The sequence below is a fragment of the Janthinobacterium sp. SUN137 genome (assembly GCF_030587265.1).
GTDB lineage: Bacteria > Pseudomonadota > Gammaproteobacteria > Burkholderiales > Burkholderiaceae_D > Janthinobacterium > Janthinobacterium kumbetense.
On sequence record NZ_JAPWHZ010000001.1, the window covers coordinates 303,006 to 327,875 of the forward strand.

At 66.1% G+C, this 24,870-nt stretch carries 22 protein-coding genes; 5 read left to right on the top strand and 17 right to left on the bottom strand.

All coding sequences use genetic code 11. The features are described from left to right. The first annotated feature begins 53 nt into the window (after nucleotides 1–53). Nucleotides 54–230, top strand: coding sequence for a hypothetical protein (locus tag O3298_RS01475; RefSeq protein ID WP_305056245.1), 177 nt, complete (start codon nucleotides 54–56; stop codon nucleotides 228–230). Between the two features lie 208 nt (nucleotides 231–438). Here O3298_RS01475 and O3298_RS01480 read toward each other — a convergent pair whose 3' ends face one another. The 12 genes from O3298_RS01480 to O3298_RS01535 all read right to left on the bottom strand — a co-directional run bounded on the left by O3298_RS01480 (nucleotide 439) and on the right by O3298_RS01535 (nucleotide 13,300). Continuing rightward, on the bottom strand, nucleotides 439–1,581 hold the full coding sequence (locus O3298_RS01480; RefSeq protein WP_305056391.1) for a PA0069 family radical SAM protein: 1,143 nt from the start codon (nucleotides 1,579–1,581) through the stop codon (nucleotides 439–441). Nucleotides 1,582–1,709: 128 nt separating this feature from the next. Continuing rightward, nucleotides 1,710–2,417 carry a tRNA-uridine aminocarboxypropyltransferase gene (locus O3298_RS01485; RefSeq protein WP_305058353.1) on the bottom strand — a complete coding sequence of 236 codons (708 nt, stop codon included), beginning with the start codon at nucleotides 2,415–2,417 and terminating at the stop codon, nucleotides 1,710–1,712. 86 nt (nucleotides 2,418–2,503) lie between these two features. Continuing rightward, the gene (locus O3298_RS01490; protein ID WP_305056243.1) at nucleotides 2,504–4,276 is read right to left on the bottom strand and encodes a methyl-accepting chemotaxis protein; all 1,773 of its coding nucleotides are present in this window, start codon (nucleotides 4,274–4,276) and stop codon (nucleotides 2,504–2,506) included. 264 nt (nucleotides 4,277–4,540) lie between these two features. After that, complete coding sequence (locus O3298_RS01495) at nucleotides 4,541–5,053, bottom strand: lipocalin family protein (RefSeq protein ID WP_305058354.1); 513 nt, start codon at nucleotides 5,051–5,053, stop codon at nucleotides 4,541–4,543. Between the two features lie 20 nt (nucleotides 5,054–5,073). Further along, entirely contained in the window at nucleotides 5,074–5,874 is an 801-nt protein-coding gene (locus O3298_RS01500) for an ABC transporter substrate-binding protein (RefSeq protein WP_305058355.1), read from the bottom strand. A 33-nt stretch (nucleotides 5,875–5,907) separates the two neighbouring features. Beyond that, nucleotides 5,908–6,939 carry a type VI secretion system protein TssA gene (gene tssA / locus O3298_RS01505; RefSeq protein WP_305058356.1) on the bottom strand — a complete coding sequence of 344 codons (1,032 nt, stop codon included), beginning with the start codon at nucleotides 6,937–6,939 and terminating at the stop codon, nucleotides 5,908–5,910. Between the two features lie 20 nt (nucleotides 6,940–6,959). Further along, on the bottom strand, nucleotides 6,960–9,602 hold the full coding sequence (gene tssH, locus O3298_RS01510; protein ID WP_305058357.1) for a type VI secretion system ATPase TssH: 2,643 nt from the start codon (nucleotides 9,600–9,602) through the stop codon (nucleotides 6,960–6,962). Beyond that, complete coding sequence (gene tssE / locus O3298_RS01515; protein ID WP_099667124.1) at nucleotides 9,599–10,075, bottom strand: type VI secretion system baseplate subunit TssE; 477 nt, start codon at nucleotides 10,073–10,075, stop codon at nucleotides 9,599–9,601. The genes tssH and tssE overlap by 4 nt, the downstream gene beginning before the upstream one ends. A 65-nt stretch (nucleotides 10,076–10,140) precedes the next feature. Then, nucleotides 10,141–10,632 (bottom strand): type VI secretion system tube protein Hcp, encoded by a 492-nt coding sequence (locus O3298_RS01520; RefSeq protein WP_034750126.1) that lies wholly within the window; start codon nucleotides 10,630–10,632, stop codon nucleotides 10,141–10,143. Between the two features lie 31 nt (nucleotides 10,633–10,663). Then, the gene (tssC, locus tag O3298_RS01525; protein WP_077407195.1) at nucleotides 10,664–12,163 is read right to left on the bottom strand and encodes a type VI secretion system contractile sheath large subunit; all 1,500 of its coding nucleotides are present in this window, start codon (nucleotides 12,161–12,163) and stop codon (nucleotides 10,664–10,666) included. 1 nt (nucleotide 12,164) lies between these two features. Beyond that, a complete protein-coding gene (gene tssB, locus O3298_RS01530) occupies nucleotides 12,165–12,674 on the bottom strand; it encodes a type VI secretion system contractile sheath small subunit (RefSeq protein WP_305058358.1) in 510 nt (169 codons plus the stop codon). A gap of 38 nt (nucleotides 12,675–12,712) precedes the next feature. Continuing rightward, a complete protein-coding gene (locus O3298_RS01535) occupies nucleotides 12,713–13,300 on the bottom strand; it encodes a M48 family metallopeptidase (RefSeq protein WP_305058359.1) in 588 nt (195 codons plus the stop codon). A gap of 278 nt (nucleotides 13,301–13,578) precedes the next feature. Here O3298_RS01535 and tssJ point away from each other — a divergent pair, with 278 nt between their 5' ends. The 3 genes from tssJ to icmH are packed head-to-tail and all read left to right on the top strand — an operon-like array spanning nucleotide 13,579 to nucleotide 16,375. Further along, nucleotides 13,579–14,178: a type VI secretion system lipoprotein TssJ gene (tssJ, locus tag O3298_RS01540; protein ID WP_305058360.1), complete on the top strand. Its 600-nt coding sequence runs from the start codon at nucleotides 13,579–13,581 to the stop codon at nucleotides 14,176–14,178. A 47-nt stretch (nucleotides 14,179–14,225) separates the two neighbouring features. Further along, nucleotides 14,226–15,596 (top strand): type VI secretion system baseplate subunit TssK, encoded by a 1,371-nt coding sequence (gene tssK / locus O3298_RS01545; protein WP_305058361.1) that lies wholly within the window; start codon nucleotides 14,226–14,228, stop codon nucleotides 15,594–15,596. Continuing rightward, on the top strand, nucleotides 15,593–16,375 hold the full coding sequence (gene icmH, locus O3298_RS01550) for a type IVB secretion system protein IcmH/DotU (protein WP_305056234.1): 783 nt from the start codon (nucleotides 15,593–15,595) through the stop codon (nucleotides 16,373–16,375). The genes tssK and icmH overlap by 4 nt, the downstream gene beginning before the upstream one ends. Nucleotides 16,376–16,389: 14 nt before the next feature. Here the strand turns inward: icmH and O3298_RS01555 are convergent, their stop codons facing one another. The 4 genes from O3298_RS01555 to O3298_RS01570 all read right to left on the bottom strand — a co-directional run bounded on the left by O3298_RS01555 (nucleotide 16,390) and on the right by O3298_RS01570 (nucleotide 23,079). Then, entirely contained in the window at nucleotides 16,390–17,178 is a 789-nt protein-coding gene (locus tag O3298_RS01555; protein WP_305058362.1) for an OmpA family protein, read from the bottom strand. 9 nt (nucleotides 17,179–17,187) lie between these two features. Further along, nucleotides 17,188–18,168: a type VI secretion system-associated protein TagF gene (gene tagF, locus O3298_RS01560; protein ID WP_305058363.1), complete on the bottom strand. Its 981-nt coding sequence runs from the start codon at nucleotides 18,166–18,168 to the stop codon at nucleotides 17,188–17,190. Next, the gene (gene tssM, locus O3298_RS01565; RefSeq protein WP_305058364.1) at nucleotides 18,165–22,022 is read right to left on the bottom strand and encodes a type VI secretion system membrane subunit TssM; all 3,858 of its coding nucleotides are present in this window, start codon (nucleotides 22,020–22,022) and stop codon (nucleotides 18,165–18,167) included. Before tssM ends, tagF begins: the two co-directional genes overlap by 4 nt. Nucleotides 22,023–22,239: 217 nt before the next feature. Next, on the bottom strand, nucleotides 22,240–23,079 hold the full coding sequence (locus tag O3298_RS01570; protein ID WP_305058365.1) for a M15 family metallopeptidase: 840 nt from the start codon (nucleotides 23,077–23,079) through the stop codon (nucleotides 22,240–22,242). Nucleotides 23,080–23,215: 136 nt separating this feature from the next. On the opposite strand from O3298_RS01570, the gene O3298_RS01575 reads away from it, so the two are divergent. Continuing rightward, nucleotides 23,216–23,911, top strand: coding sequence for a hypothetical protein (locus O3298_RS01575; RefSeq protein ID WP_305058366.1), 696 nt, complete (start codon nucleotides 23,216–23,218; stop codon nucleotides 23,909–23,911). Between the two features lie 5 nt (nucleotides 23,912–23,916). On the opposite strand, the gene O3298_RS01580 is transcribed toward O3298_RS01575, so the two are convergent. Then, the gene (locus tag O3298_RS01580; RefSeq protein WP_099667114.1) at nucleotides 23,917–24,708 is read right to left on the bottom strand and encodes an alpha/beta fold hydrolase; all 792 of its coding nucleotides are present in this window, start codon (nucleotides 24,706–24,708) and stop codon (nucleotides 23,917–23,919) included. Nucleotides 24,709–24,870: the final 162 nt, after the last annotated feature.

Sequence of the window (24,870 nt, forward strand, 5' to 3'; positions counted from 1 at the left end):
TACGCACACCCATTGCCGTTGCCCGCGGCGGCGCCACCACAAGGAGTTTTAAAATGAACAATCTGCCATTGCAAGCCAAAGCCGTACAACGCAGCCCCAGCATCTCCGCCATCAGCCAGGGTGTCGCCCCTTCCGGCATTCCCTGCACCCTGTGCAAAGCGGCTTGCGGCGCCTTGAGCGGCATCGCACAGCAACTCTGCCTGGCTGCTTGCGCCAGCACCGTTTGCTGATCCAGTCAGCAAGATCGAGCCGTTCCGGCTAAGCCCGGCATGCCTGCGGGCGATGAGTTTCTCGTCGCCCGCTCCCCCTGCCGGCATCCCCCCCGACGGAAGCAGGACGGCGATGCGACTCGCCACCAAACCCGCCTGTTTCGCGCAGCGCGCATGCCCTTGCGCGTGCCCGTGTCAACGCACAAGCGCGCGCCCCGCACTGCTTGCGCTAAAACAAATCCAGCTGCCCCGCATTACCTTTTTTTACTTTTGCGCCCAGCGGCGGCACCACCAGCGGCCGGCGGAACTGCGTGCAATCGAGCTGCTTGAAGCGGCCGCCCTTGCCGTGCAAGCCCAGCCGGTGCACGGCTTTCTCGAAACGCTGGCGGATGAGGTCAGCCCACACGCCTTCGCCCCGCATGCGCGTACCGAACGCGCTGTCGTAATCCTTGCCGCCACGCATTTCGCGCACCCGGTTCATCACGCGCTGGGCCCGTTCCGGGAAGTGCGCTTCCAGCCATTGCTGGAACAGCGGGCTCACTTCCCACGGCAGGCGCAGCACCACGTAATGGGCGTGGATGGCGCCCGCGTCGCGCACGGCTTCGAGCAGCTGCTCGATTTCCGGTTCCGTCACGAACGGGATGATGGGCGCGATGCTCACGCCCACGGGGATGCCCGCCTCCGTCAGGGTGCGGATGGTGCGCAGCCGCCGCGCCGGAGCGGCCGCGCGCGGTTCCAGGGTGCGCGCGATGGCCGGGTCGAGCGTGGTGACAGTGACGGCCACGGCGGCCAGGCGCCTGGCCGCCATCGGCGCCAGAATGTCGATATCGCGCTCGATCAGCGACGATTTCGTGATCAGCGCCACGGGGTGGTCGCACTCGTGCAGCACTTCCAGCACGCGCCGCGTCAGTTGCCGTTCGCGTTCGCACGGCTGATATGCATCCGTGTTCACGCCCAGGGCGATCGGTTCGGGCACATATGAGGGCTTGGCCAGTTCGCGGCGCAAGAGTTCGGGGGCGTTCACCTTGGCGTAGATGCGGCTTTCGAAGTCCAGGCCCGGCGACAGGCCCAGATAGCTGTGCGTAGGGCGGGCAAAGCAATAAATGCAACCGTGTTCGCAACCCCGGTACGGGTTCAGAGAGACGTTGAACGGCAAATCGGGCGAAGCGTTGCGCGTGAGAATGGTGCGCGCCTGCTCGTCGCTGACCTGCGTCTTCCAGGTGGGAGGCCCCGCCTCCCCGCCCTCCTCATCCATGCCGCCCACGCCCCAGCCATCATCGAAACCGCCGCGCGCGTGCACCTCGTAGCGCCCTTGCAGGTTCGACACGGCGCCGCGGCCCTTGTGGGCTTTCAGCGATTGCGGCGGCAACATGGCTTGCCCGGCGAAGCTGTCATCGTGCTCTGGAATGATTGCTTTCATGAACGGCCCCATCAACTGTATATACGTACAGTATACTATGCCGCTGCGCGGGCAAGATCAAGGGCTGGCGTGATGCCGTTTCAAGCTTTTTCACCGTGCGGCATGACATAGCTCAACTGCTGTGCGACAAAGCCGTCAAATGCCGCGATCAGGGGAACGAAGCGGGCCGCGTCCTGCTCCAACTGCATCAGGGCATAGCACGTCGCTTCCAGGGTCGATAACTGGTCTGGCGCGTGCGCCTTGCGGATCAGGTAATGGGATGCGGGCGTGTCGCGCAGGGGCAGGCGCGGCAGCTGTTGCAACGGGGGATTCAGATACAGCATCTTGCGGCTCTTGCGCCAGGTGGCGTCCAGCACCACCAGCCGCACGCGGGCAAGATCGAGCAAGCTGGCTGGGTCGAGCGCCGGCGGCGGGGCGATGCCCAGCGAACGGTCGCCGGGCGTATCCGGGTACAGCAGCACGTTGTGCTTGTCAGCCAGCAGTTCGGCGAGCGTATCGGCGGCAAACTGCTCGCCCGTCAGCATGCGGCTGTTCGGCAGGCTCAAGTGCAGCAGGCGGGCACTGCCCTTGGCATTGTGAACTTCCAGCGGATGCTGCAGGATCAGCACTTCCACCGCGTGGGAAACGGGGGCGATCCAGCGGCAGATGCAGCTGGAGACGGCGCGCAGGCAGGCTGGGCAGCGCGCGCGTTTGGCCGGTTCAGCCAGGGAGGACGATGCAGCGCCAGGGCTGGCGGGATGGCTTGAGCTAAGGCTTGAGCTAAGGCTGGAGGTACGGCGGGTGGTCATGGCGGAGCGCGTTCGCGGCTGTCTTCAAGCCGCGATTGTAGCGCCCGCGCCATGCCAAGGGGGAAACTGCGCTTAAGAATCCGTGCTTAAAACTCTTCCCATTCGTCGGCGCCCGAGGCCACCGGCGTCTTCGGCGTGCGTGCGCGCACCGCGTCCGCTTGCGCCGCCTTGTCCGGCGAGTTTGCGGTCACGGCGGGTGCTGGCGCGCGGGATGCTGGCGCGCGTCGCATGGCAGGCTGCGTGGCGGCTCGCGTGGCAGCCGCTACTGGCGCAGGCGCCGTCACGGACGGGCTGCTACGGGCGGCAGCATATTGCTGCGTGGCATCGAGCTTGAACACGCCCACGACCTCGGCCAGCCTGGCCGCCTGTTCCTGCATGGATTCGGCCGCCGCGGCCGCTTCTTCCACCAGGGCCGCGTTTTGCTGCGTCACCTGGTCCATCTGGCCGATGGCCTGGTTGACTTGCTCGATGCCGGCGCGCTGTTCATCGCTGGCGTCGGTGATCTGGTTCATGATCTGCGTCACGTGACTGATGCTTTGCACGATCTCGTCCATGGTGCGGCCCGCCTTGTCCACCAGTTGCGAACCGGCCTCGACCTTTTGCACGGAATCGTCGATCAAGCCCTTGATTTCCTTGGCTGCCGCGCTGGAGCGCTGCGCCAGGTTGCGCACTTCAGAGGCCACGACGGCAAAGCCACGGCCCTGTTCACCAGCCCTGGCCGCTTCCACGGCCGCGTTCAGGGCCAGGATATTCGTCTGGAAGGCGATGGCGTCGATGACGCTGATGATGTCGACAATCTTGCGCGAGGAATCGTTGATCGAGCCCATGGTGCTGACCACTTCCGACACCACCACGCCGCCCTTGCTGGCGATCTGCGAGGCGTCGATGGCCAGCTGGTTGGCGCTGCGCGCATTGTCCGCGTTGAGTTTCACGGTGGAGGTCAGCTCTTCCATGGACGACGCCGTCTCTTCCAGCGAGCTGGCCTGCTCTTCCGTGCGTGACGACAAGTCCAGGTTGCCGGCGGCAATTTCGCTCGACGCCGTGCTGATCGATTCGGTACCGGCGCGCACCTGGCCCACGATACTCACCAGTTTATCGTTCATGTTTTTCAGCGCATGCATCAATTGCCCCGTCTCGTCGCGGCTTTCCACGACGATATGGCTGGTCAGGTCGCCAGCGGAAACGGCTTCCGCCACCTCGACGGCACGCGTGATGGGACGCGTGATCGAGCGCGTGATCCAGTAGGCGCAGGCGATGCCCAGCAAGATGGCCACCACGCCCAGCGAGATCAGCAGCATGCGGCCATTTTCGTAGCGCGAACGGATTTGCGCGGCCGTTTCATCGAGCAATTTGGCTTCCAGCAATTCCAGCTTCTTCAGCGACGCCAGGTAGATGTCGCGCTTGACGGCCATGTCGCCTTCGTACAGGCGCTTGCCCAGTTCCAGGTCGCCCGCATTCTTGGCCTTGAACACATTCTTGCGCACTTCCGTGTAGGCCTTGCGCGTGCTCAATACTTCCTGGTACAGCGCCTGCTCGTCCGTGTTCAACTCGCTCTTGCCGATATCGTTCTGGATTTCCGTGGCGCGTGCAGACGAGACCGCCATTTCCTGTTCAAACTGTTTCTGGTGTTCGGGATCGCTGACTTTCCAGGCGGCCGCCGTGCGCGCCGCGTTGACCTCGATGACCTTGGTCCACTCGGCGATCAGGCGCTCATTGCGCACCTTGACGTTGACGAGCGCATCGGTTTCCTTGCTGGCGCTTTGCATCTGCACGATGCCCACCACGGTCAGGCTGGTCAACAGGAACAGGACGGCGGCAAAACCGCCACCGAGACGTACGCCGATTTTGAGGTTTTTCATTGCGTGATTCCTATCTGAAGAAAACGATGCACAGACGCCACGAAACCGACCTACTGCTACGTACCAATATAGCAGCCATCTGCCGTGCGGCAATCACGAGCGGTGGCGCAACGCGAACGTCGCCACCGGAATGGCAGCGCGCCGCAGCGCACTACTTTGGAGCAGATTGTGAGTGAATCAGAGTGGTATTGCAAGAAATAACATGCAGAAAAGCAACAACCAGAAGGCGCTTTGCCGCCACGAACGGGCAGCAGGCAAGCAAGGTCAGTTTTGCTTCACATAGATCAATTTTGACGTGTCAAAACCCAGGCCGCCGGCTTTCTCGATCAGGCGTTGCTGCAAGGCAGGGTCCATGGTGGGCGTGCGCGACAACAGCCAGAAGTACGACTTGTCCGGGCCGCTGATCATGGAATAGCTGTAATTTTGCTGGTCGAGGTCGAAGACGATGTAGGAACCATAGAAGGGGCCGAAAAACGACACTTTCAGGTAGCCCACGTCTTTCTTGTCCACGAAATACGCCTTGCCTTCCGCTTCCTTCCACTTCGCATCCGCATCCTTGTAGCCGCGGTTGAGCACTTTCAGGCCGCCATCCTGGCGCAGGCTGTAATCGGCCGTCACCTGGCTCAGGCCCCGCTCGAACGAATGGTCGAGGCGCGCGATCTCATACCATTTTCCCAGATAGCGGGTCGTGTCGAAGTGACTGACAGGCACAATATTGTCGGGGTGGCCCACGCAGCCGGCCAGCACGAGCACACTCAGGAACAGCAATTTTTTCATGGTCTTCTCCATAGCTGGAATCAGGGTTGCAGCGCGCGGTCGACGATGCGGCGGATCGCGCCGCTATTTTGCATGCGCACGATGGACGCATTGAATTGTGCGATAAAGTCATCGCGATAAGGATAGGCGGCAGGCCGTTGCGCCGTAAAACCCAGGTGGCCTTGCTGGCTGGCCAGCTGCGCCGTTTCCTCGATTGCCTGCATCGGCGTGCCCGGCGGCCCCTCGCGCCGGATGCGCTGCAATTCCCACTGCGCCGACAGGCGGTCGCTGACATAGCAATCGATGCGTCCGCGCATCAGCTTGAGCAAATTCGTGCGCGTGCCCTTGGCGGGGTCGAGCACGATTTTTTCAGCGCGCAGGGACGCCATCAACCCCGCGTCGCCCGGCAGGAAACCGGCGTTCACGCCGATGTGCAGGCCGCCGTAATCGGCGGGCCATTGCCGCAGCTTGCGCCTGGCCAGCACGTCCTGGTTGCACAGCACCACCAGCTGCTCCATCAGCAGCGGCACGGAGTAGCGCACATACGGCCGCTCGCTGCGCCAGGAATACGGCGGATACAGGGCAAACGCCTCGCCCGTCTGCAACATCAGCAAGCCCCGCTTCCAGGGCACGGGGCGCAGCTGCACCGCATACTGCGGCATCGATTGCGCCGCTTCGTGCACGATCTCCGTATAAATGCCTTTCAGCTGGCCGTTTTCAACGTAGGAGTACGGCGGATAGTCGTCGTCGCCGTAAATCACCAGCGGCACCGCAGTGCCGGCCCGCGCGCCGGCGGCGATGAACAGGCATAGCGCGGCAGGCAAGATGAGCATTCTGGACATGCCCGAAGAGTAGCATGGAAGGGGTCAGCGGCATCACCCGTTTGCACTGTTCGTGCCCAGCATGTCGTCGAGCTGCGCCAGGGTATTCGCATCCTTCACGACGGCGCGCAGCCACAGGTGCAGCGGCAGCTCGCCCCAGCTGGCGGCCTTCTCGGCCAGGTAGGCGACGGGACTGTGCGGCTCCGTGCGGCGGAAGAAATCGGCCACCTGGCGCAGCTGGGCCAGCGCCTGCTGGCGCTGCACGATGGCGCCGCCGCCCTCGCCGGCGGCCTGGCCGGCGGCGGGTGGCGCGCCGATAAAATCCGCGCCAGGCGACAGCGGCGCGATGAAATGAATGGCGTTTTCCAGCGCTTCGCGCGCAGCGCGGAAACTCGGACCGTCGGCGCCGAAACGCGCATCGACGCTGCGCTCGAACGCCAGCAGCGACTGCATGCAGTACTGCGCATCGGCCAGCAAGCCGTCGGAAAAGGCGCGCGTGTTCCTTTGCCGCGCCGCCTCCATCTGCGCCAGGGTTGCCCCTTCGTCGTGGCGCGCGTCGCCCCAGCCCTGCTCCGCCGCGCCCTGCGCTACGCTGGCGGCCGCGCGCTGGCGCGCCGCATCGAAATCCTGCAGCGAATACAGGCCGTCGGCGCCTTCGGTCAGCGGGATCTCGCGCAGCAGCTGCGGCGTGCGCGACAGCAGCCAGAAGACATTGCCGATGCGCTGTTCCTGGTCGCCCTCTTCCGCCGGCGGGTACAGGCCATCCCAGTAACGTTCGCACAGGCCGGCCAGCAGCGCGTAGCCATCGCCCAGACCACGGAAGTGGCGCGTCTTCGCGTGCGCCTCGGCCAGCCACACGGCCATGCGTAAATCCTTACTGCGCGCCGCGATCAGCTGTTCGCAGCGCGTCGCCACGAAGGGCCAGTCGGCTTCCTTCAGCGCCGTCACCCACTCGCCCTGGTCCAGGCTCGGGTCGTCGTGCTGGCGCGCGCGCGCAATGGCGTCGAGCTCCTGGCTGAAGGTGAGGTCGTCGCCGCAGGGGCTGACGGCGCTGACGGGGTGCAGCAACTGCTCCAGATTGAACATGGCGCTCTCCGGAAGGTGGATTATCGGATCGTGTACTTAAACTGCCCCTGCTTGTTCGCGCTGACGCGTATCGACGCGACCGGCTCGCCTGCGGCCATGCGCGCCAGCACCGCTTCGGCGATCGCCGGCAGCAGGCTGCCGTTGAGGATCTGGTCGACGTTGCGCGCGCCCGAATCGACCTCGGTGCAGCGCGCCAGCACGGCGTCGACCAGGCCCGCGTCATGGCTGAACTGCGCCTGGTGGTTGCGCGCGATGCGCGCGCCGATGCGCGCCAGCTTCAGGGCGATGATCTCGGCCAGCACCGCGTCGTTCAGAAGATAGAACGGCAGCACCTTCAGGCGCCCCAGCAAGGCCGGCTTGAAGTGCGCCACCAGCTGCGGTCGCACCAGTTCTTCCAGCGCGGCCGGCGTGGGCAAGTCCTGCGCCGCCCGGTTCAGGCAAGCGGCCATCATCGCTCCCGAACCCAGGTTCGAGGTGGCGATGATGATGGTGTTGCGAAAATCGACTTCGCGCCCTTCCGCATCATCGAGCACGCCCTTGTCGAACACCTGGAAGAACAATTCCAGCACGTCGGGATGGGCCTTTTCCGCCTCGTCGAGCAGCACCACGCTGTAGGGCTGGCGCCGCACGGCTTCCGTCAGCACGCCGCCTTCGCCATAGCCGACATAGCCGGGCGGCGAGCCTTTCAGGCCGGCCACGCTGTGCGCTTCTTGGTATTCGCTCATGTTGATGCTGATGAGCTTGCGCTCGCCGCCATACAGCAAGTCGGCCAGCGCCAGCGCCGTTTCCGTCTTGCCCGTGCCGGACGGCCCCGTGAACAGGAACACGGCTTGCGGCTTGTCCGGGTCGTCCAGGCTGGCGCGCGCCGTGCGCACGCGCTGCGCCACCGCGTCGATGACGTGGTCCTGTCCCAGCACCCGTTCGCGCAGCGCGCCGTCCAGGGTCAGCACCGTGCGGATTTCATCCTTGAGCATTTTCCCCAGCGGGATGCCGGTCCAGCCGGCGACGATGCCGGCCACCACCTGCGCATCGACTTCCAGCGGCGACAGCGGCGCGTCGCCCTGCAGGGCCGCCAGCTCGTCCTTCAGCGCCAGCAGGCGCGCCGCGCCGATCTCGCCCGGCCGCTCGCCGCGTAGCTGCGCGCGCAGCTCGCCGATCTGCACCACCAGCGCCTTTTCGCGCTCCCAGCGCTGCGCCAGCGCCGCGACCGCCGCCTGCCCGTCGTCATGCTCGCGCCGCAGCTGCGCCAGGCGCGCAGTGCCGGCTTTGCCGGGCACTTCGCCCTCGGCCGCCTCGCGGGCCAGGGCGGCGATTTCCGCGCCGATGCGTTCCTGGCGCCGGTGCGCGTTTTCCAGCTGCGCCGGCGTGGCGCGCTGGCCCAGCGCCACCTTGGCGCACGCCGTATCGAGCACGCCGATGGCCTTGTCGGGCAGCTGGCGCCCGCTGATGTAGCGGTGCGACAGGCGCACCGCTTCGACGATGGCCGCGTCGCGCACGCGGATGCCGAAATGGCGCTCCATCAGCGGCGCCATGGCGCGCAGCATGGCGCAGGCGATGTCTTCGCTGGGCTCTTCCACCTTCACCACCTGGAAGCGCCGCGCCAGCGCCGCATCCTTTTCAAAATACTTCTTGTACTCGCTCCAGGTGGTGGCGGCGATGGTGCGCAGGGCGCCGCGCGCCAGCGCCGGCTTGAGCAGGTTGGCCGCATCGTTCTGCCCCGCCTGGCCGCCGGCGCCGATCATCGTATGCGCCTCGTCGATGAAGAGGATGACGGGGTGCGGGCTTTTCGTCACCTCGTCGATGACATTTTTTAAACGGCTTTCGAATTCTCCCTTCACACTGGCGCCGGCCTGCAGCAAGCCCATGTCGAGCGCGTGGATGCGCGCGCCCTGCAGCACTTCAGGCACGTCGCCGGCGGCGATGCGCAGGGCCAGGCCTTCCACCACGGCCGTCTTGCCCACACCCGCCTCGCCCGTCAAAATAGGATTGTTCTGGCGCCGGCGCAGCAGGATGTCGACGGCCTGGCGTATCTCCGCCTCGCGGCCGATCACGGGATCGAGCTTGCCGTCGCGCGCCAGCTGCGTCAGGTCGGTGGTGAACTGGTCCAGCGCCGGGGTTTTGCTGGCCAGACTAACAACAGGATCGTCGCCGGTGTCGGAAAGCCGCGGCACGCCAGCGCTTTCCTCCTCGCCTGAGCCGGCCGTCAGCTTGTCCGGATGGTGCTTCAATTGCTCCACGCTGAAGCGGGCGAACAGCTTCGAGCCGCGGTACGCGAGCTGCGACAGTTCCGGCTCCGTCAGCAGCGCCAACAGCAGATGGCGGCTGCGGATGGGGCCTGGCTGCGCCGTGTCCAGCGAGGCGATCAGCCAGGCGTGTTCGAACAGCAGCGGCAAGTGGGGCGAAAACACGGGCGTGCGCGCGCTGCCCGTGCGGAAGCCGCCGATCTCGCGGCGCAAGTCCGCCTCCAGCGCCGTCAGGCTGATCTCGCTGCGCCGCGCGATGGTGACGAAATCGCTGCGCTCCTGCTCCAGCAGCGCCAGGAACAGGTGTTCGATATCGACTTCATACTGGCCCAGTCCCACGCAGATGGCGGCGGCGCGGGTGGCGGCCGTGCGCGCCGTGTCATTCAGCTTGGCGATCAGTGTCTTGAGGTTATTGCTCATGCGGCGGCTCCCTTGCGGTTGATCGAATAGCGCAGCGACGACGGCTGCAGCACGGCGTCGAAATTGACCGTCTCGCCACCGGACCTCACGGCCAGGGTGCCGCTGATGACGAAGCCGACCCGGTTGATGGCGCCCGCTTCCCGTTCCAGGCGGGCGCGCACATTGCGCAGGCGCGGCTCGTGGCGTTCGATGGCGGCCTTCAGCGCGGCGCAGATGCGGGCGCGGTCATCGCTGCTGGACAAACACATGCCGGCGAAATCGATCAAGCCATAGTTGACGATGGAGGCCGCGCATTCCGGATAGGCGTCGAGCGCGCCGGGCGGCAGGGCCACGCGCGTATTGAGCAGCTCTTCCAGGTCGCGCGCCACCGCATCCTTCAATTGTTCCAGCGACAGGCGCGGCGCCACGCCGCCCGCCGCCGCGCCGCCGTCGCCCATCAGGCGGTCGAACAGGCCAGGTACATAACTGTCCATGCGCTCTCCTGAAAAGTCGGCGCGGCGCGGGCGCAGGTAGCCGCCGCGCGCCGCGCAAGGATGGATCAAGCCACGCGGTTCGCGGCCAGGTCCCAGCCGCCCGAGGTATTGCCGCCGGCGCCGCCCGTCACTTTTTGCTGCGTGTATTTCCACTTCACCTTCGAGAACTTGAAGCCGACGTGTTCACCGAGGATATCGCCCTCTTCCACGTTCGGCGTGACGGCGCCGATCAGCACATTTTCGATTTCGATTTCAAAGTACTTGACGCGCTCGCCCTGGCCGTCGGCGCGCATGAATTCGAAGCGCGCCTTGGGGATGGTCTTGCCGGCCGAGCAGGTCTGCAGCAGCACCGGCGAGGCCAGGTCGGCCAGCTTGGAAATGACGATGTCCTTGTGCTCGCAGCGTTCGGCCGTGTGACCGCCGCCCGTCGACGCGGTGGCGGACTTCGGCTGCTCGACGCTCCAGCTGACCGATTTGCACTCGATCCAGTCCTTGTGCTTGTCATCGGTGGACTCGCCCTTGATGCCGTCTATCTGCAGATATACATCGATTGCCATGGTGTGCTCCTGTGGTTGAAAGAGAGGTGGATCAGGAATTGGTCGACTTCGGCAACTCCGCGACCAGTCGGAGCGAAACGGATAATTCATCGAGCTGGAAGTGCGGCCGCAGGAAGGACACGGCGCGGTACACGCCGGGCCGGCCCGGCACTTCATGCACCTGCACGGACGCTTCGCGCAGGGGGAACTGCGCCTTCTGTTCCTGGCTGGCGTTATCGTCGAGCAGCACGTACTGCATCAGCCAGCGGTTCAAAAAATCTTCCACATTAGAGGCGGCGGCAAAGCTGCCGATCTTGTCGCGCATCATGGCCTTCATGTAATGGGCTATGCGCGAGACGGCAAAGATGTACTGCAACTGCGACGACAGCACCGCATTCGCGTTGGCCGCGTCGCTGTTGTACTTGCGGCTTTTCTGCGCCGACTGCGCGCCGAAGAACGCCGCATACGCCGTGTTCTTGCAGTGCACCAGCGAGATGAAACCCAGGTCGCTCAATTCCTTTTCGCGGCGGTCGGTGATCGCCACTTCGGCCGGGCATTTCAGGGCCACGTCGCCCTCGTCCGTCTTGAAGGTGTGGGTCGGCAGGTCGTCCACCAGGCCGCCGCCCTCCACGCCGCGGATGGCGGCGCACCAGCCGTAGTCGGCAAAGGCGCGCGTCAGCTTGCAGCCGAACGCATACGCGGCGTTACACCACAGGTATTTGTGATGGTCGCTGCCGTCGACTTCCTCGACAAAATTAAAGCCTTCGACCGTGGTGCCGTCGACGGGATTGAACGGCAGGCGACCCAGGAAGCGGGGCAAAGTCAGGCCGACATAGCGCGCATCCTCGGATTCGCGGAAGGCTTTCCATTTCGCGTACTCGATGGTGTCGAACACCTTGGCCAGGTCGCGCGGCTTGCCCAGGTCGCCGTAGCTTTCCAGGCCAAACAGTTCCGGCGCGGCCGAAGCGATGAACGGCGCATGCGCGGCGGCGGCGATGTGCGACATCTGTTCGACGAAATACATGTCTTCCGGCTGGCGCGAGATGGCGAAGTCGCCCAGCAGCGCGGCGAACGGCGCGCCGCCGAAGGTGCCGAATTCCTCCTCATACACCTTCTTGAACATGCTGCTCTGGTCGAACTCCAGCGCGGCCTGGAAATCCTTCACCAGTTCGCGCTTGGTGGCGTTGAACATGCGGATCTGCAGGCGCGTGCCCGTATCGGAATTGCCGACCAGGTAGCGCAGCCCCGTCCAGCTTTGTTCGAGCTGCTGGAACGGCGCCGCGTGCATGATTTCGCTGAGCTGGGCGGAAATCAGGCGGTCGATTTCCGCCACGCGCGCGTCCAGCGTGGCCGACAGGCTGCTGGACATCAGCACCGTGCCGTCGAGCACCTGCGCCACCAGTTCCGAGATCAGGTCGCGCGCGCGCGCATGTTCGGCGCCGGACTTGGCGACGCGGCTTTGCTCGACGATCTGGTCCAGCAAGTCGGTGGCGGCCGGCGCATCGGGAGCGGATACAGCGAGGGATTCTGGGGCTTCTGCCTGGGCGCTCATCTCAATCCTCCTGCGCTGGGAACTGCGGTTTCAGGGTGGCCAAGCTGTCCGTGTTGTTCAGCACTTCCGTCAGCAAGTCTTCCAGCTTGTCGTTGCCGGCCAGCTTGTTGCGCAAGTCGGCCAGCTTGGTGCGCGCCTCGAGCAGCTTGCGCAAGGGGTCGACCTGGCGCACCACCGATTCCGGGCGGAAGTCGTCCATCGAGCGGAAGTGCAGGTCGACGGCAAACGTGCCGCCCGCCGCGCCGAGGCGGTTCGGCACGGCGAAACGGGCCACCGGTTCCACGCCGGCCAGCACTTCGTCGAAGTTGTCGCGGTCGATGGCGACGAACTTGCGGTCCTTCAGGCGTTTTTTTTCGCTGTCCGGATTGCCGCCAAAGTCGCCCAGCACGCCGACCACGAAGGGCAGCTCCTTGTTTTCAATCGCGTCGCCGATTTCGACGTCGTAGGTCATTTGCACGCGCGGCGCGCGTATCTGCTTCAGGCGTTTTTGCACGCTGTCGGACTTGGGCATGTCGCTTCCTTTACTCAGGGGATGGTGGGAATGCCGGCTTATTTCAGGCCGCTGAACGGGTCGGCCGTGCTGCCTTGCGCCGCGCCCTTCGCCGCCGGCGTGCCGGAACCGGCGGCGCGCTTGCCGGCCGCCGGCGGACGCTTGGCCGGCGGCACCAGCACGTCTTCGCCGATGCTCGCGCGCAGCAGCTTGGCCAGGTCCTGCGCTTCCGAGCGCAGCGAACCATTCAGATTGTTTTGCCGCGACAGGTCGGCCAGCGCCTTGCCGGACAGGCGCAAGCCGCTGACGGCGACGATGCTGTTGGCGACCTTGTCGTCCGGGTCGCGCTCCAGCGCTTCGAGCGCATGGCCGATGGCGTCGCCGTACTGGCCGCGGTCGAACTTCATCTGCGCCATTTGCAGCCACGGCGCCTTGTCGGCCGGGTAGCTGCTGCTGCCGCCCTTGAGCAGGATCATGGCCCGTTCGTACTGGCCGGCGCGCGCCGCCGCATCGGCGTCGCTCATCACTTGCGCCAGGGTCGGCGCGGCAGGTTTCTTCGGCGCCGGCTGGTCCGGCGAGGCGCAGGCGGCCAGCAGCAAGGCGCTGGCGAGGCAGGCAATACGGGGCAACACGGTGGCTGGCTTCATCGGGGCATTCCTTCACGTGGAGGACGCTACCGCTGGGAAAGATGGGCGGCGCCTTGGTGGAGGCCATTATTGATCGCCAATTTTTTTGCCAGATTGAGATTAATCAGCAAAGAAGAAGTTCCACATCACAGCCGCGTACAGCGACATGAAACCTGATCTGGCGCAGTAATTGTCTTGATCGCTGACTGATTTTGCGCCAACGCAAGTAGGTCGCCCCTGCATGCGTTTAAATGACTGCAGCACATTTATTTCCATTCTTCACTTTGCAAAGAGCAGCCATGCCATTTGACGCCCCGCTCCGCCGCCTGGCCCGCACCGCCGCGCTACTGCTGCTGGCGTTGCCGCTGGCCGGCTGTGCGGGCGGCGCCATCGGCACCCTGGCCAACGCGGCGCTGCAGATGGCCGGCGCGGCCAAGCCGCCGCCCGAACTGCCCGACGCGCAAAAGCCGCCGCGCAACGTCAACATCCGCCTGCATGCGGCGCAGCGCCTCAACACGGATGCCGACGGCCGGCCGCTGGCGCTGGTGGCGCGCATCTACAAGCTGCGCCAGAGCGCCGCCTTCGAGCAGGCGCCGTACGACAGCTTCCTCGACACGCAGCGCGAAAAGACGGCGCTGGGCGCCGACCTGATGGAAGTGAAGGAAGTGCTGCTGGTGCCGGGCCAGCGCTACGAGGTGCAGGAAAAAGTCAGCAAGGAAGCGTATTTCATCGGCGTCGTGGCCCTGTTCCGCGCGCCTGCGGCGCAGCGCTGGCGCGCCACCTTTGCCGCCGCCGACGCGGAACGCGGCGGCATCACCGTCGGCCTGCACGCCTGCGCGCTCAGCGTGGCCGGCATAGACGGCGGCATGGCGCCGCTGTCCACCCTGCGCTGCCGCTAACGCAGCAGCGGCGGCAGCGGCACGCCACACATTCAAGGAGAAACGCAATGGGCATGGCAGCGAAAATCTTGTGGGGAGAGGGCCTGTTCCTGCGGCCGCAGCATTTCCAGCGCCAGGATCAATATCACGAAGCGCGCCTGCATCACACGGCCAGCGCGCTGCATCCCTACCTGTGGGGCGTGGCGCACATGGAGTGGGACCTGGCGGCGCTGAAGACGGGCACCCTGCGCCTGCAGGCCCTGTCGGCGATCTTCCGCGACGGCGAAGTGTTCGAGGCGCTGGGCGACGGCGCAACGGGCAGCGATACCCTGCCCCCGCCGGTGGACCTGGAAGCGCTGCCGCCGGCGGTGCAGGAAGTGACGTATTACGCGGCGCTGCCCATCCTCAACGGCGAAGGCATGAATTACACGGCGCAGGCGACAACGGCAGGCACGCCGGCGGCCACGCGCTTTGCGCACGCGCTGCGCGCCACTCCCGACCTGTTCACGGAGTCCGCCGTGGCCGACGTGGCTTACCTGAAGAAGAGCGTGCGCCTGATTCCCGACAGCGAGGCGCGCGGCTCCTACGACTGCCTGCCGCTGATCGCCCTGCGGCGCACGGTGTCGGGCGGCTTCGAGCCCGTACCCTCGTTCATGGCGCCCAGCCTGGCGATCGCCGGCGCGCCGCGCCTGCGGGGCGTGCTGGAACACCTGCTCGACGCCTTGCAGGCGAAGGTGAGCGCGCTGCACGGCCACCACCGGGAACCGAGCCGCAACGTGATCGAGTTCCGCTCCGGCGACGTGTCCTCGTTCTGGCTGCTGCACACGGTCAGCACGGCCGCCGCCGCGCTGATGCATTACGTGCGCCATCCGGCCCTGCATCCGGAGCGCCTGTACGAGGCGCTGCTGGGCCTGGCGGGCGGCCTGCTCAGCTACTCCAAGCATTACACCCTGGCCAGCCTGCCCGCCTACGACCACGCGCAGCCGGGCGCCTGCTTCGACGCCCTCGAGGGCATCATCCGCGAACTGCTCGACACCGTCATCTCGTCGAAGTATTTTTCCATCGCCCTGCTGGAAGAGCAGCCGTCGTACTACCTGGGCAAGCTCGATTCGGGCAAGATCGACCAGCACACCACCTTGTACCTGGCGATCCGCGCCGCCATGCCGGCCATCGAACTGGTGGACGTGGTGCCGCTGCGCGTGAAGGTGGGCGCGCCCGACGACGTGGAAAAATGCGTGCTCACGGCCATGCCCGGCCTGAAATTGTCGCATGCGCCGCAAGTGCCGGCGGCCATCCCCGTGCGGCCCGACACCTATTATTTTGCGATTGAAAACCGCGGCGCGCTGTACGAGCAGATGCTCAAGGCGCAGTCGATTTCCGTGTACGTGCCGGCCGGCATACGCGACCTGCAGCTGGAACTGATCGCGGTGACGGCATGAGCCAGCTCATCGAACGGCGCGCGGCGCCTTCCCTGCTGGGACCACGCGGCCCCGCCCCTGCCGGCGCCCGCCATGCCGGCAGCGCCCTGCTGGACCTGATGCATGAAGGCTTTTACATGCTGTTCATGCTGAAGCACGGTTCGGCGCCCGGCGACGAGCAAGGCTTCATGGACCGCATCACGGCCTTCCTCGACGACTTCGAACGCGAGGCGAAAAAGATCCGCGCCGACGGCGACGATATCGAGGCGGCCAAATATGCATTCTGCGCGGCCGTCGATGAAATCATCCTGGCCTCGCCCTTCACGCTGCGCAAGCAGTGGGAGCGGCGCCCGCTGCAGCTGCTGATCTTCGGTGACCAGCTGGCCGGCGAACATTTTTTCGACCGCCTCGACGCCCTGCGCGGCAAGGGCGCCATGCGCGTGCAGGCGCTGCAGGTCTTCCATATGTGCCTGTTGCTGGGATTCCAGGGCAAGTATGCGATCGACGGCGGCGAAAAACTCAGCTACCTGACGGCGCGCCTGGGCGATGAAATCGCCCACATCAAGGGCAAGAGCCGCGGCTTCGCGCCGCGCGCGGAACGCCCCGACCAGGTGGTCAACAAACGCGGCAGCGACGTGCCGCTGTGGGTGCTGTCGAGCTTTTTCGCCCTGCTGGCCATCTGCGCCTACCTGGGCCTGAAAACGCATCTGACGCGCGGCACGCAAACAACCCTGGCCGCGTATGCGGACCTGGTCAAGCTGGCGCCCCGCCCCGCGCACCTCACGATCACACTGCCCTGATCATTGCGCGCGGATCATTGCGCAATACGGAACTCGATGCGCCGGTTTCTCGCCCGGCCATCGGCCGTGGCGTTGCTGGCCACGGGGCGGTCCGGCCCCTGGCCCGACACCAGCACCGTATCGGCGACGACACCCTTGCCAGCCAGGTAGGCGCGCACGGCTTCGGCGCGCGCCTGGCTCAGGGCCACATTGCTGGCGCGCAGGCCCGTGTCGTCCGTGTGGCCGATCACCTCCACCTTGCGGCCCCGCAGCCTGAGCATGGCGGCCGCCATCTCGTCGAGGATGGCCAGGCCGGCCGGCGTGATGGACGCCTTGCCGCTGTCGAATTCGATGATGCGCTTGTCCAGCGCCGCATCGAGCAAGCCTTGCTCGGCCTCGGCCGCCTTGACCCGCAAGCCATTGTTGACGATGTAGGTGGGATTGAGGCTGGTGGCGATGTCGCTGGCGATCTGCTGGCGCTGCGCCTCGTTCGCCACTTCGCCGCGCACGCTGACGTTGTTGCCGTCGATGCTGATCTGTCCCCGTGAAATGAGCTTCAGGTTAGGCGCGATCAGCTTTTGCACGTAGCCGTTCCAGTTGGCCGGCACGGCCACGTTGCCGATGGCGATCTGGTCGACCACGCGCTCGGCGCCATACAGTTCGCGCAGGCGGGCCAGCACGGCCGCCTTGCCCGCCTCGTCGGCCAGGGTGCCCGTGACGAGGATCTGCCCCGGCATCGGCGTCTGGGGCGCCTGCGCCTGGGCGTGGCAAGGTGTGGCGGCAAGCGTCAGCAGCGGCAGCAGGAAAATGACGGGAGATTTCATCGCAATCCTTCAGGCAAAGGTATCGGCAAACATGGCGCAGGCCGAGCGCAGCGACAGCTGCTCCTGCTGCAGGCAGGCGGAAAACTGGCGCAGCGCCGCATCGTGTCCCAGCTGCTCCTCCACCCAGTCGAGCTGGTCGAAGACGATCAGCCGTTCGCAGCCGGCCTGCGGATCGATCAGCGCGCGCAAGCCGTGCGGGTCGGCGCCGCAAAAGCCGATCACCAGCACGGGCGCCTCGTCGAGGTGGGAAAAGAACAGCGCCAGTTCGAAGTCGGCCTGGCGCAGGAAGGGCGCGATCAGGTGCAGCCAGAAGCTGGCCACCAGTTCGCGCAGCTGCGCGTCCTGCGGCAACGGCAGCACCAGGCTTTTCTCCAAGCGCGGCAAGCCGCTCTGGCGCACGGGCCGCAGCAGCAGGCCCAGGCCCAGCAGCAATTCGCGCACCGTCACGGGAAACGCGGGCGAAGCCAGCATCGATTGCAGGCCATGCAGCGTCTGCGCCTGCAAAAAGGCGGCCAGGCGCGCCGCGTGGCACGGCGCGGCCGGTTCGATGTCGACCACGTTGCCGGCCAGCGCCAGCAGGGCCGGCAACGGTTCGGCGCTGGCCACGATGCCTTGCGACAGCTGCTCCACGCGCTGCCACAGGGGCGCCAGCACCAGCGGGCTGCAGGCGACAAAGGCTTCCGCGTCATCGACTTCCAGCGCACCCATGGCCATGAAGGGAAAGCGCCGCAGCGACTGGTCGCTGCTCGCTTCCAGGCGCCCGGCGATGGCGCGCCGGCTGCGCGTGCCGACGAAGGCAAAGCGCAGCGGCGGCAAGGCGTCGTAATTGAGCTTCCAGCGCGGCTCCACCGTCAGTGCCGTCATGACCTGCGCCAGCCAGTCGTCGAGCAGCTGCACCAGCGCGTGATTGTCGCAAGCCTTGATGAAATCGCCGCGCGCGGGGATCTTGCCAAAATAACCGAGGCGCACCTGCTGTTGCGCGCGCATCATGGCGTCACTCCCGCTGCCACTGCAGCAACGGCAACCGCCGGAGCGGCGGCCATCGCCGGCGCGGGCGCGGCAGGAACAGCGGGCGCGCCGACGATGGTCTCGGGCAGCTGCATGCCGCGAAAGCCCTGCTCCTGCACCGCCGCAGTCCCGCCCGCGCCGGCGCCCGCCGTCTCGGCGCTGCTGGTGATCTTCAGGTCGACCGCCACGGCCACCTCGCCGCGCGCCCAGCGCAGTTCGAACACGTCGCCATCCTTGCGCTTCTTGGCCGCCGCATCGATCATGCGCTTCAAGCCGAACTGGCCCGGTTCGTTGAACAATTCCACCGTGCGCCCGTCGAAGGTGACGGCCGTGATACGCGCCCCCTGCCCTCCCGCCGCGCCCTGCGGGCCCGGATGCACCATGTTCGTCCACTGCGCCGGGGTGTTGCGGTAGCGTAGCTGCTGGCCGTCGATCTCCACCGTGTATTCCAGCGTGCCCGGCGCGGGCGACGGCTGGATCTGGAAGACGGTTTGCGCCGCCGTCGACGTGGCCGCCACGCCGCCGGCGCCCAGCGGCGCGATCCAGCCGGGAAAACGCGCCACCACCTGCGGCGACAGGCTGATGCCCATGTCGGCCCAGGTGCGCGGCGCCAGCACGTCGCCGCGCCGCACCACCAGCGGTCCCATGGAGGTGGTGACGAATTTCGCCACCAGGCCTTCGGGGCCGAAGAACTGGCCGATCTCCAGGTTGCTCGCCTCGATGCGCGCCGTGGGCGCGAACGGATACTTGTTCGCCAGCGATTTCTGGAACGGTTCATACACTTGCGCCGCCCAGGTCTTGTTGATATCGAGTTCGGCCGGCGCGACGATGACGGAAAACGTCTGCATCAGCGGGCGCACGAGGATGGGACGGATCGCCTGCTTTTGCGCGTCGCTCATCCCCGTGAGCAGCTGCTCGTCGACCAGTTTCAGGACGTCGGCCAGTTCGGAACCGCTGCCTTCCAGGGTCTGCTGCATGAACTGGCGCGCGCCCGGTCCCGGATCGCCCTGATTCTTCAGCTGGTTCAAGCGGCTGCGCAGTTTCGACAGCGCTTCCAGGTAGGCGCGCATCAGGGACGCATTGTTGTCCCTGGCCGCCACCAGCTTGCCCACGCCGGCAAATTCGCGGCCCACGGGTCCCATGGGCTTGTCCGGGCGGGCCGGGTCGAGCTGCGCATTGAGACCGGGATTGGCCGTCAGCGGCGACGGCGCGCGGCGCAGCACGGTTTCCTTGAACCAGGCGACGATGCCCCGCTCGGCCTTGCGCAACTGGGCATTTTGCAGCGCCGGGTTGTCCCACGAGGTTTCCTCGTAAATCGTCGTCAGCAGTCTGGCGACCGGCGACGACTGCGTGTCGCCCAGGCGGTTCATCGCCTGCACGGCGCCGTCGAAGCCTTTCAGGTCGGCGACGGCGACGCCCTGCACGAATTTTTGCCACTCGCGCGCGTAGTCCGCCTTGTACATGGCCACCAGGTTTTTCTCGATCTGCTCCGGACTGCCTTCCAGGGTCAGGTCGTCGGTGGAGGCGCTTTTCAGCACCCAGTCGGCGCTTTGCAGCTCGCGGTTGGCGGCGTCGCGAAACGCGCCTTCGACGAATTTTTCCCACGCCTGGCGCGTAAAGGCGCCGGAGACGGCGTGACTGCCCGCCAGCAGCGACTGATCCTGTTCGCCGACGATGCGCGCCACCGTCATGCCGGGAAAGCGCGTCGAGGCGCGCGCCTTGACATCCGCATACACGCGCTCGCGCGCCGGCATGCCGCGCACCACGCGGCGCAGGTTTTCGCGCGCCTGGTCGACCAGCGCCAGCTTCGGCTCGATGCGCGGCCAGGACGGGTCGCCGATCTGCGCCAGGTAAAACGTCAGCAGCCGCTCGGCGCTGCGTATCATCTGTTCGCGCGGCATGGCGCCACGATTCCCCTCCAGCCAGCCGCGCCAGAAGCGCGTCAGCTGGTCGTTCAGGTGGCTGCTTTCCGCATGCGATTTATCGGCCAGCATCAGATAGGTTTTCAGCGCGTTGTAGGCATCTTCCACGTTCGTCGCGCTGGCCGCCTGGTACTGCACGCCGCGCGGCGCGGCGGAAGGCGCTGCGGAAGCGGCGGCCGGCGTCTGCGGCGTGCGCGCCGTGGGCTGCAACTGGTCGGCGCTGGCGTTCATCTCGAACAGCAGCGCTTCCAGCGCGCCCGCCACGGGGGAGAGCATGACCTCGCGCGCGCCGGAAAAATATTCCTCGCGCAGCTTGCGTTCGAGCAAGTCGCCCTGGTACAGGCCCAGGCGCAAGGACCAGGGCCGTTGCGTGCGGTACGCTTCCAGCTGCTCGATGCGGTCCTGCAAGATCTCCAGCGCTTCCAGGCGCGACTGCAAGTCCAGGCGCCGCTCCTGCAGCTTCACCACTTTGTTCAGATCGGCCTCGACGTTGGCCACCAGTTGCCGGTTGCCCAGGTAGGACCAGCTCCAGCCGCCCAGGCAGGCGCCCAGCGACACGGTGGCGGCAAAGAACACGGCATATTTGAAGCGCAGCCTGGCGCGGTTGGCATAGTTGGCCACCAGGTGCTTGTCGGCAAAAATGACCTTGCGGAACAGCTCCAGCAGGAAATAGCCATGCTGGCGCGCGCCCGATGGCACCGTGGCCGGGGCCGGCGCGAAAGCCAGGTCGAAGCGGCGCGCCACCTGCTGCGAGGAAGCACTGACGGGCTCGCCCTCCTGCAGCGCGCTGGTAAAGTAAAAGCCGCGGAACACGGGCTGGAACTGGAACGGGTTTTCCTCGAACAGGGTGGCGATGAAGGCGCGCAGGGCCGGCTTGATGGCGGCGAATTCGAGCGGAAAGGTGAAGACGCCGGGCGCCATCGTCTTACGTTGCCGGTGCGCCATATTGGCCAGGCTCAGCTCCGTCAAGCCATCGTGCAATTCATCGAAACCCTGGTCGAAGAACGCCAGCAGGTCGGCCGTCGGCAACTTGCGCTGGTAGGGCATGGTGGCGCCCCAGACGCGTTCGCGCTCGCTGCGTTCGGCATCCGCGAAAAACTCCGTGAAGCCGGCGATCAAGTCCGCCTTGGTAAACACGATGTACAGGGGCGCGAACACTTCCAGGCGTTCGATGACGTCCTGCACGCGCTTGCGCAGGCTGCGCGCCAGTTGCATGCCGACATCGGGGTCGCCGCGCAGTTCGGCGATGCTGACGGCGATGAGGATGCCGTTGATGGGCGCCTTGCGCCGGTATTTTTTCAGCAGGTCGAGAAAGCCGAACCACTCGCCGCGGTGCTCGTCGACGACGGAATAGCGTCCCGCCGTGTCGAGCACGATGCCGTCCGTGGTGAAAAACCAGTCGCAGTTGCGCGTGCCGCCCACGCCTTGCACGATCTTGCCGTCGGCGAAGGGAAATTGCAGCCCCGAATGCAGGATGGCGCTGCTCTTGCCGGCGGCCGGATTGCCGATGATCATGTACCACGGCAATTCATACAGGGCGGCGGCGCCCGACTTGATACCCAGCTTGGACGTCTTGATGGTCTCGATGGCGGCCAGCATGCCCGTGCGCACGGCGCCCAGTTCGCCCTGCTGCGTGCTGCTGGCCGTCGACGCCGAGGCCGCTTGCGCGGCGGCGATCTCGGCCTCGTTGAGGATGGCCTGGCCCAGCGCCTGCGCATCGCGCCGCGCGCGGCGCCGGCGCCACAGCCACAGGCCCAGCCAGGTGACAAAGGCCAGCAACAGCAAGGCCAGCGCCCAGATCAGCGCCACTTCCAGCACTTCGGCACCCAGGTACAGGAACACGGCCAGCGCCACGAAGCCAAGGATGGTCAGATTGCGGCTGTCGGTGAGGAAATGCCAGATTCGTCGCAGCATGATGAGCCCAGGGTAAGGTCGCAAAGCAGGAGGAACGCCGCCGCGCAGCGAGGCGGAGTCGGCCCATGCTGACAGCAATGCGGCGCGCCTTTGTTGACATATGACAAGTACCAGGCGCCAGCGCGCGGCAGGCGCCGCTGTGTCCTTGACGCTGCGCAAGCAAGCTTGCAGCTGTGAAAATCCGGCCGCCGCCCGGCGCTAGAATGGCTGGCGCGGCTTACTTGCCCAGCACGCGCGGTTGCGGCAATTCCGTGTGGCCGAAATCCATCATGGTCCAGCGCCCGCCCCAGCGCAGGCCCACCGATTCGGCCGTCACGCCATATAGACGGTAGCCGCGCATGGCCCAGGCATTTTTTTCAGAAATGATGAGCTTTCCTTCATGCATGAATGCGCAATCGGCCGCCAGGCCATACTGGTGATAGCTTTGAAACGCCCTCGCGTTCGTCACGTTCGGGCCGGCCGCCGCCAGCTGGTCCTGGCGCGCGGGACTGCGATAGCCTTCCAGCAAGACCATGTCGTAACCATGCACATCCTTCATGATCTTGAAGACCAGCAGCAGGCGCTGCGCGAAATCGTGGTCGAGCAATTGCCAGTTGCGGCTGGCGCCGCCCAGCAGCGGGCGCAACTGCGTCACTTCTGCCGTGGAAAACAGCAGCGGCGGCAAGGCCGGCGGCGGCACCAGCTGCTCGCCTTTCAGCAAGTCGCTGACCTGGTCATTGATGACGTGTTGCTGGTCGGCATAGCCGCGCAGGGCGATGCGGTCGCTGGACAGCCAGGCCAGCAGCGGCGGCACGATGACCAGCACGCTGCCCGCCAGGCTCAGCCAGCGGTGCCGCCACAGCAGTTGCCAGGCGCGCGCCATGCCCGAGCCCGTGTAACGTTGCACGCGCTGCCACTGCGCGCCGCTGCCGCCCTTCCAGTGCTGCGCGCGCCGCTGCATGCGCCAGCCCAGGTTGACGAGCGTGTGCAGCACGATGGCGCGGCCGCCGGGAAACAGCAGCAGCCAGCAGGCAAAACAGGCGAGCAAGAAATACATCAGGACCAGGGCGACGAACATGGGGCGCTCCGTAAGGGGAATAGCCGGGGCCGGGCAGCGTGCTCGGCGGTATCGCTAGATCGTAGGCGTCCGCGGCCCGCATGAGCGCGGTTTACATCAAGGTCAGTCGAATTTGATCCACTGCGGAGGTGATATTTTGTCTTTACTGAAAACCGGGGATGGCCAGGCGCGCGGTCCCGACCTGCTGGGCAAGGCCGGCGCGGCTGGCGCGCGCATCGAAGGCAAGGGCATCCTGTCGCAGCTCGAACACGGCGTCGCCGCGCCCGCAGCCATGCCGGCCCTGCGCTGGCGTCCCGGCTGGCGGCACGGGGCCGTTGGCGCGCTGTGCCTGGCGGTGCTGATCACGGCCGTGTTTGCCTACGACACGGAGGTCTTGCCGCGGCCCCGGCCGGCAGCGCCCGTCACGGCCATGGCGCCGCCCGCAGTGCCGGCGCCAACGGTGCCGCCACAGGCGGCGCAGGCGGCCACCATCGTCAATACGGCGGCACCGCCCTTGCCTGCGATGGCCGCCACGACAGCAAGCGCGCCGCGCAAGACGCCGCCGCCCGTGCGCCAGGCGGCCGCGCGGCCGCAGGGAGCGAGGCCCGCTGCCGTGCCCGGCGACAGCGACGTCGCCTTGCTGACGGCGATGGTGGCCCATGCGCACCGGCAAGAAGGCACGGCGGCGCCCGTGCGCGACGTGGTGCTGCGCAGGCAGAAACAGGAACAAGAGCAGGAGCAGGAAACGGCGGAACTGTTACGGCGCTGCAAGCAGCTGGGCTTGATCGAAGGCATGCTGTGCCGCTCGCGCATCTGTTCGGGCCGCTGGGACAGCGATCCCGCCTGCCATTGAGGAACTCATGTGTGTCTCGGATGCGTGGCCGCGTCCATGCGGCCTTGCAAAAAGCCTTCCATCAGCGCCAGCAATGCCTGCGGCTGCTCCTGGTGCGGCGTATGGCCGCACTGCTCGACCATGGCGGGCACGGCGTTGAGCGCCTGCGCCACGATCGTGTCGACCTGGGCCGCGCTGCCGTACTGGTCCTCGCTGCCCTGCACCACCAGCGCCGGGCATTCGACGGAAGGCAGCAGGTACTCGATGTTCCAGAACTGGAAACCATAGCTGAGCCAAGTATCCGACCAGGCCTTGAAGATGGTCTCCGTCTTGTCGCCATGGTATTTCGCCAGCGCGCGCAGCTTGCCCGCGCCAAACGCCGCGTCCGCCACGCGGATGCCCTCGAGCGTGATGCCCTCGACAAACACGTGCGCCGCTTCGGTGATGATGCCGCGCAAGCGGGGTGGTTGCTGCGCAGCATAGATCAGGGCGATGCTGCCGCCATCGGAATGGCCGACGAGAAAATGATCCTGTCCCGGCAGCAGTGCCGCCAGCACTTGCGGCAGCTCGCACAGCGCATAGTCGTGCAAATAATGGAGCTGCCGGCGCGCCGCCAGCGGCGACGACTGCCCATAGCCGTGGCGGTCGTACAGCAAGCCGCGGCACCCCGTCGCCTGGCATAGCTGCGCAGGGAAGTCTTTCCACATCGCACAGCAACCGAGTCCCTCGTGCAGGAACACCAGGCAGGGCTTGGCGGGGTCGCCTTCGATCAATTCGTAATAGATATCGGTTTCGGCACTCAGGTTCAGTATCGGCATGGGCTAGGCTCGCAACGGGTTCCGCATCGGCAGGTCGGCTGGACCTATTGTGCCATTGTCCTGCGCGGCATGCGTGGCGCCCCGCAAAAATAGCCTGCGGGAAAAGATCTTGCCGTTTGCCTGCAAGGTGTTTGCGCCAGCACAAGCGAGCGCCGTTTTTCC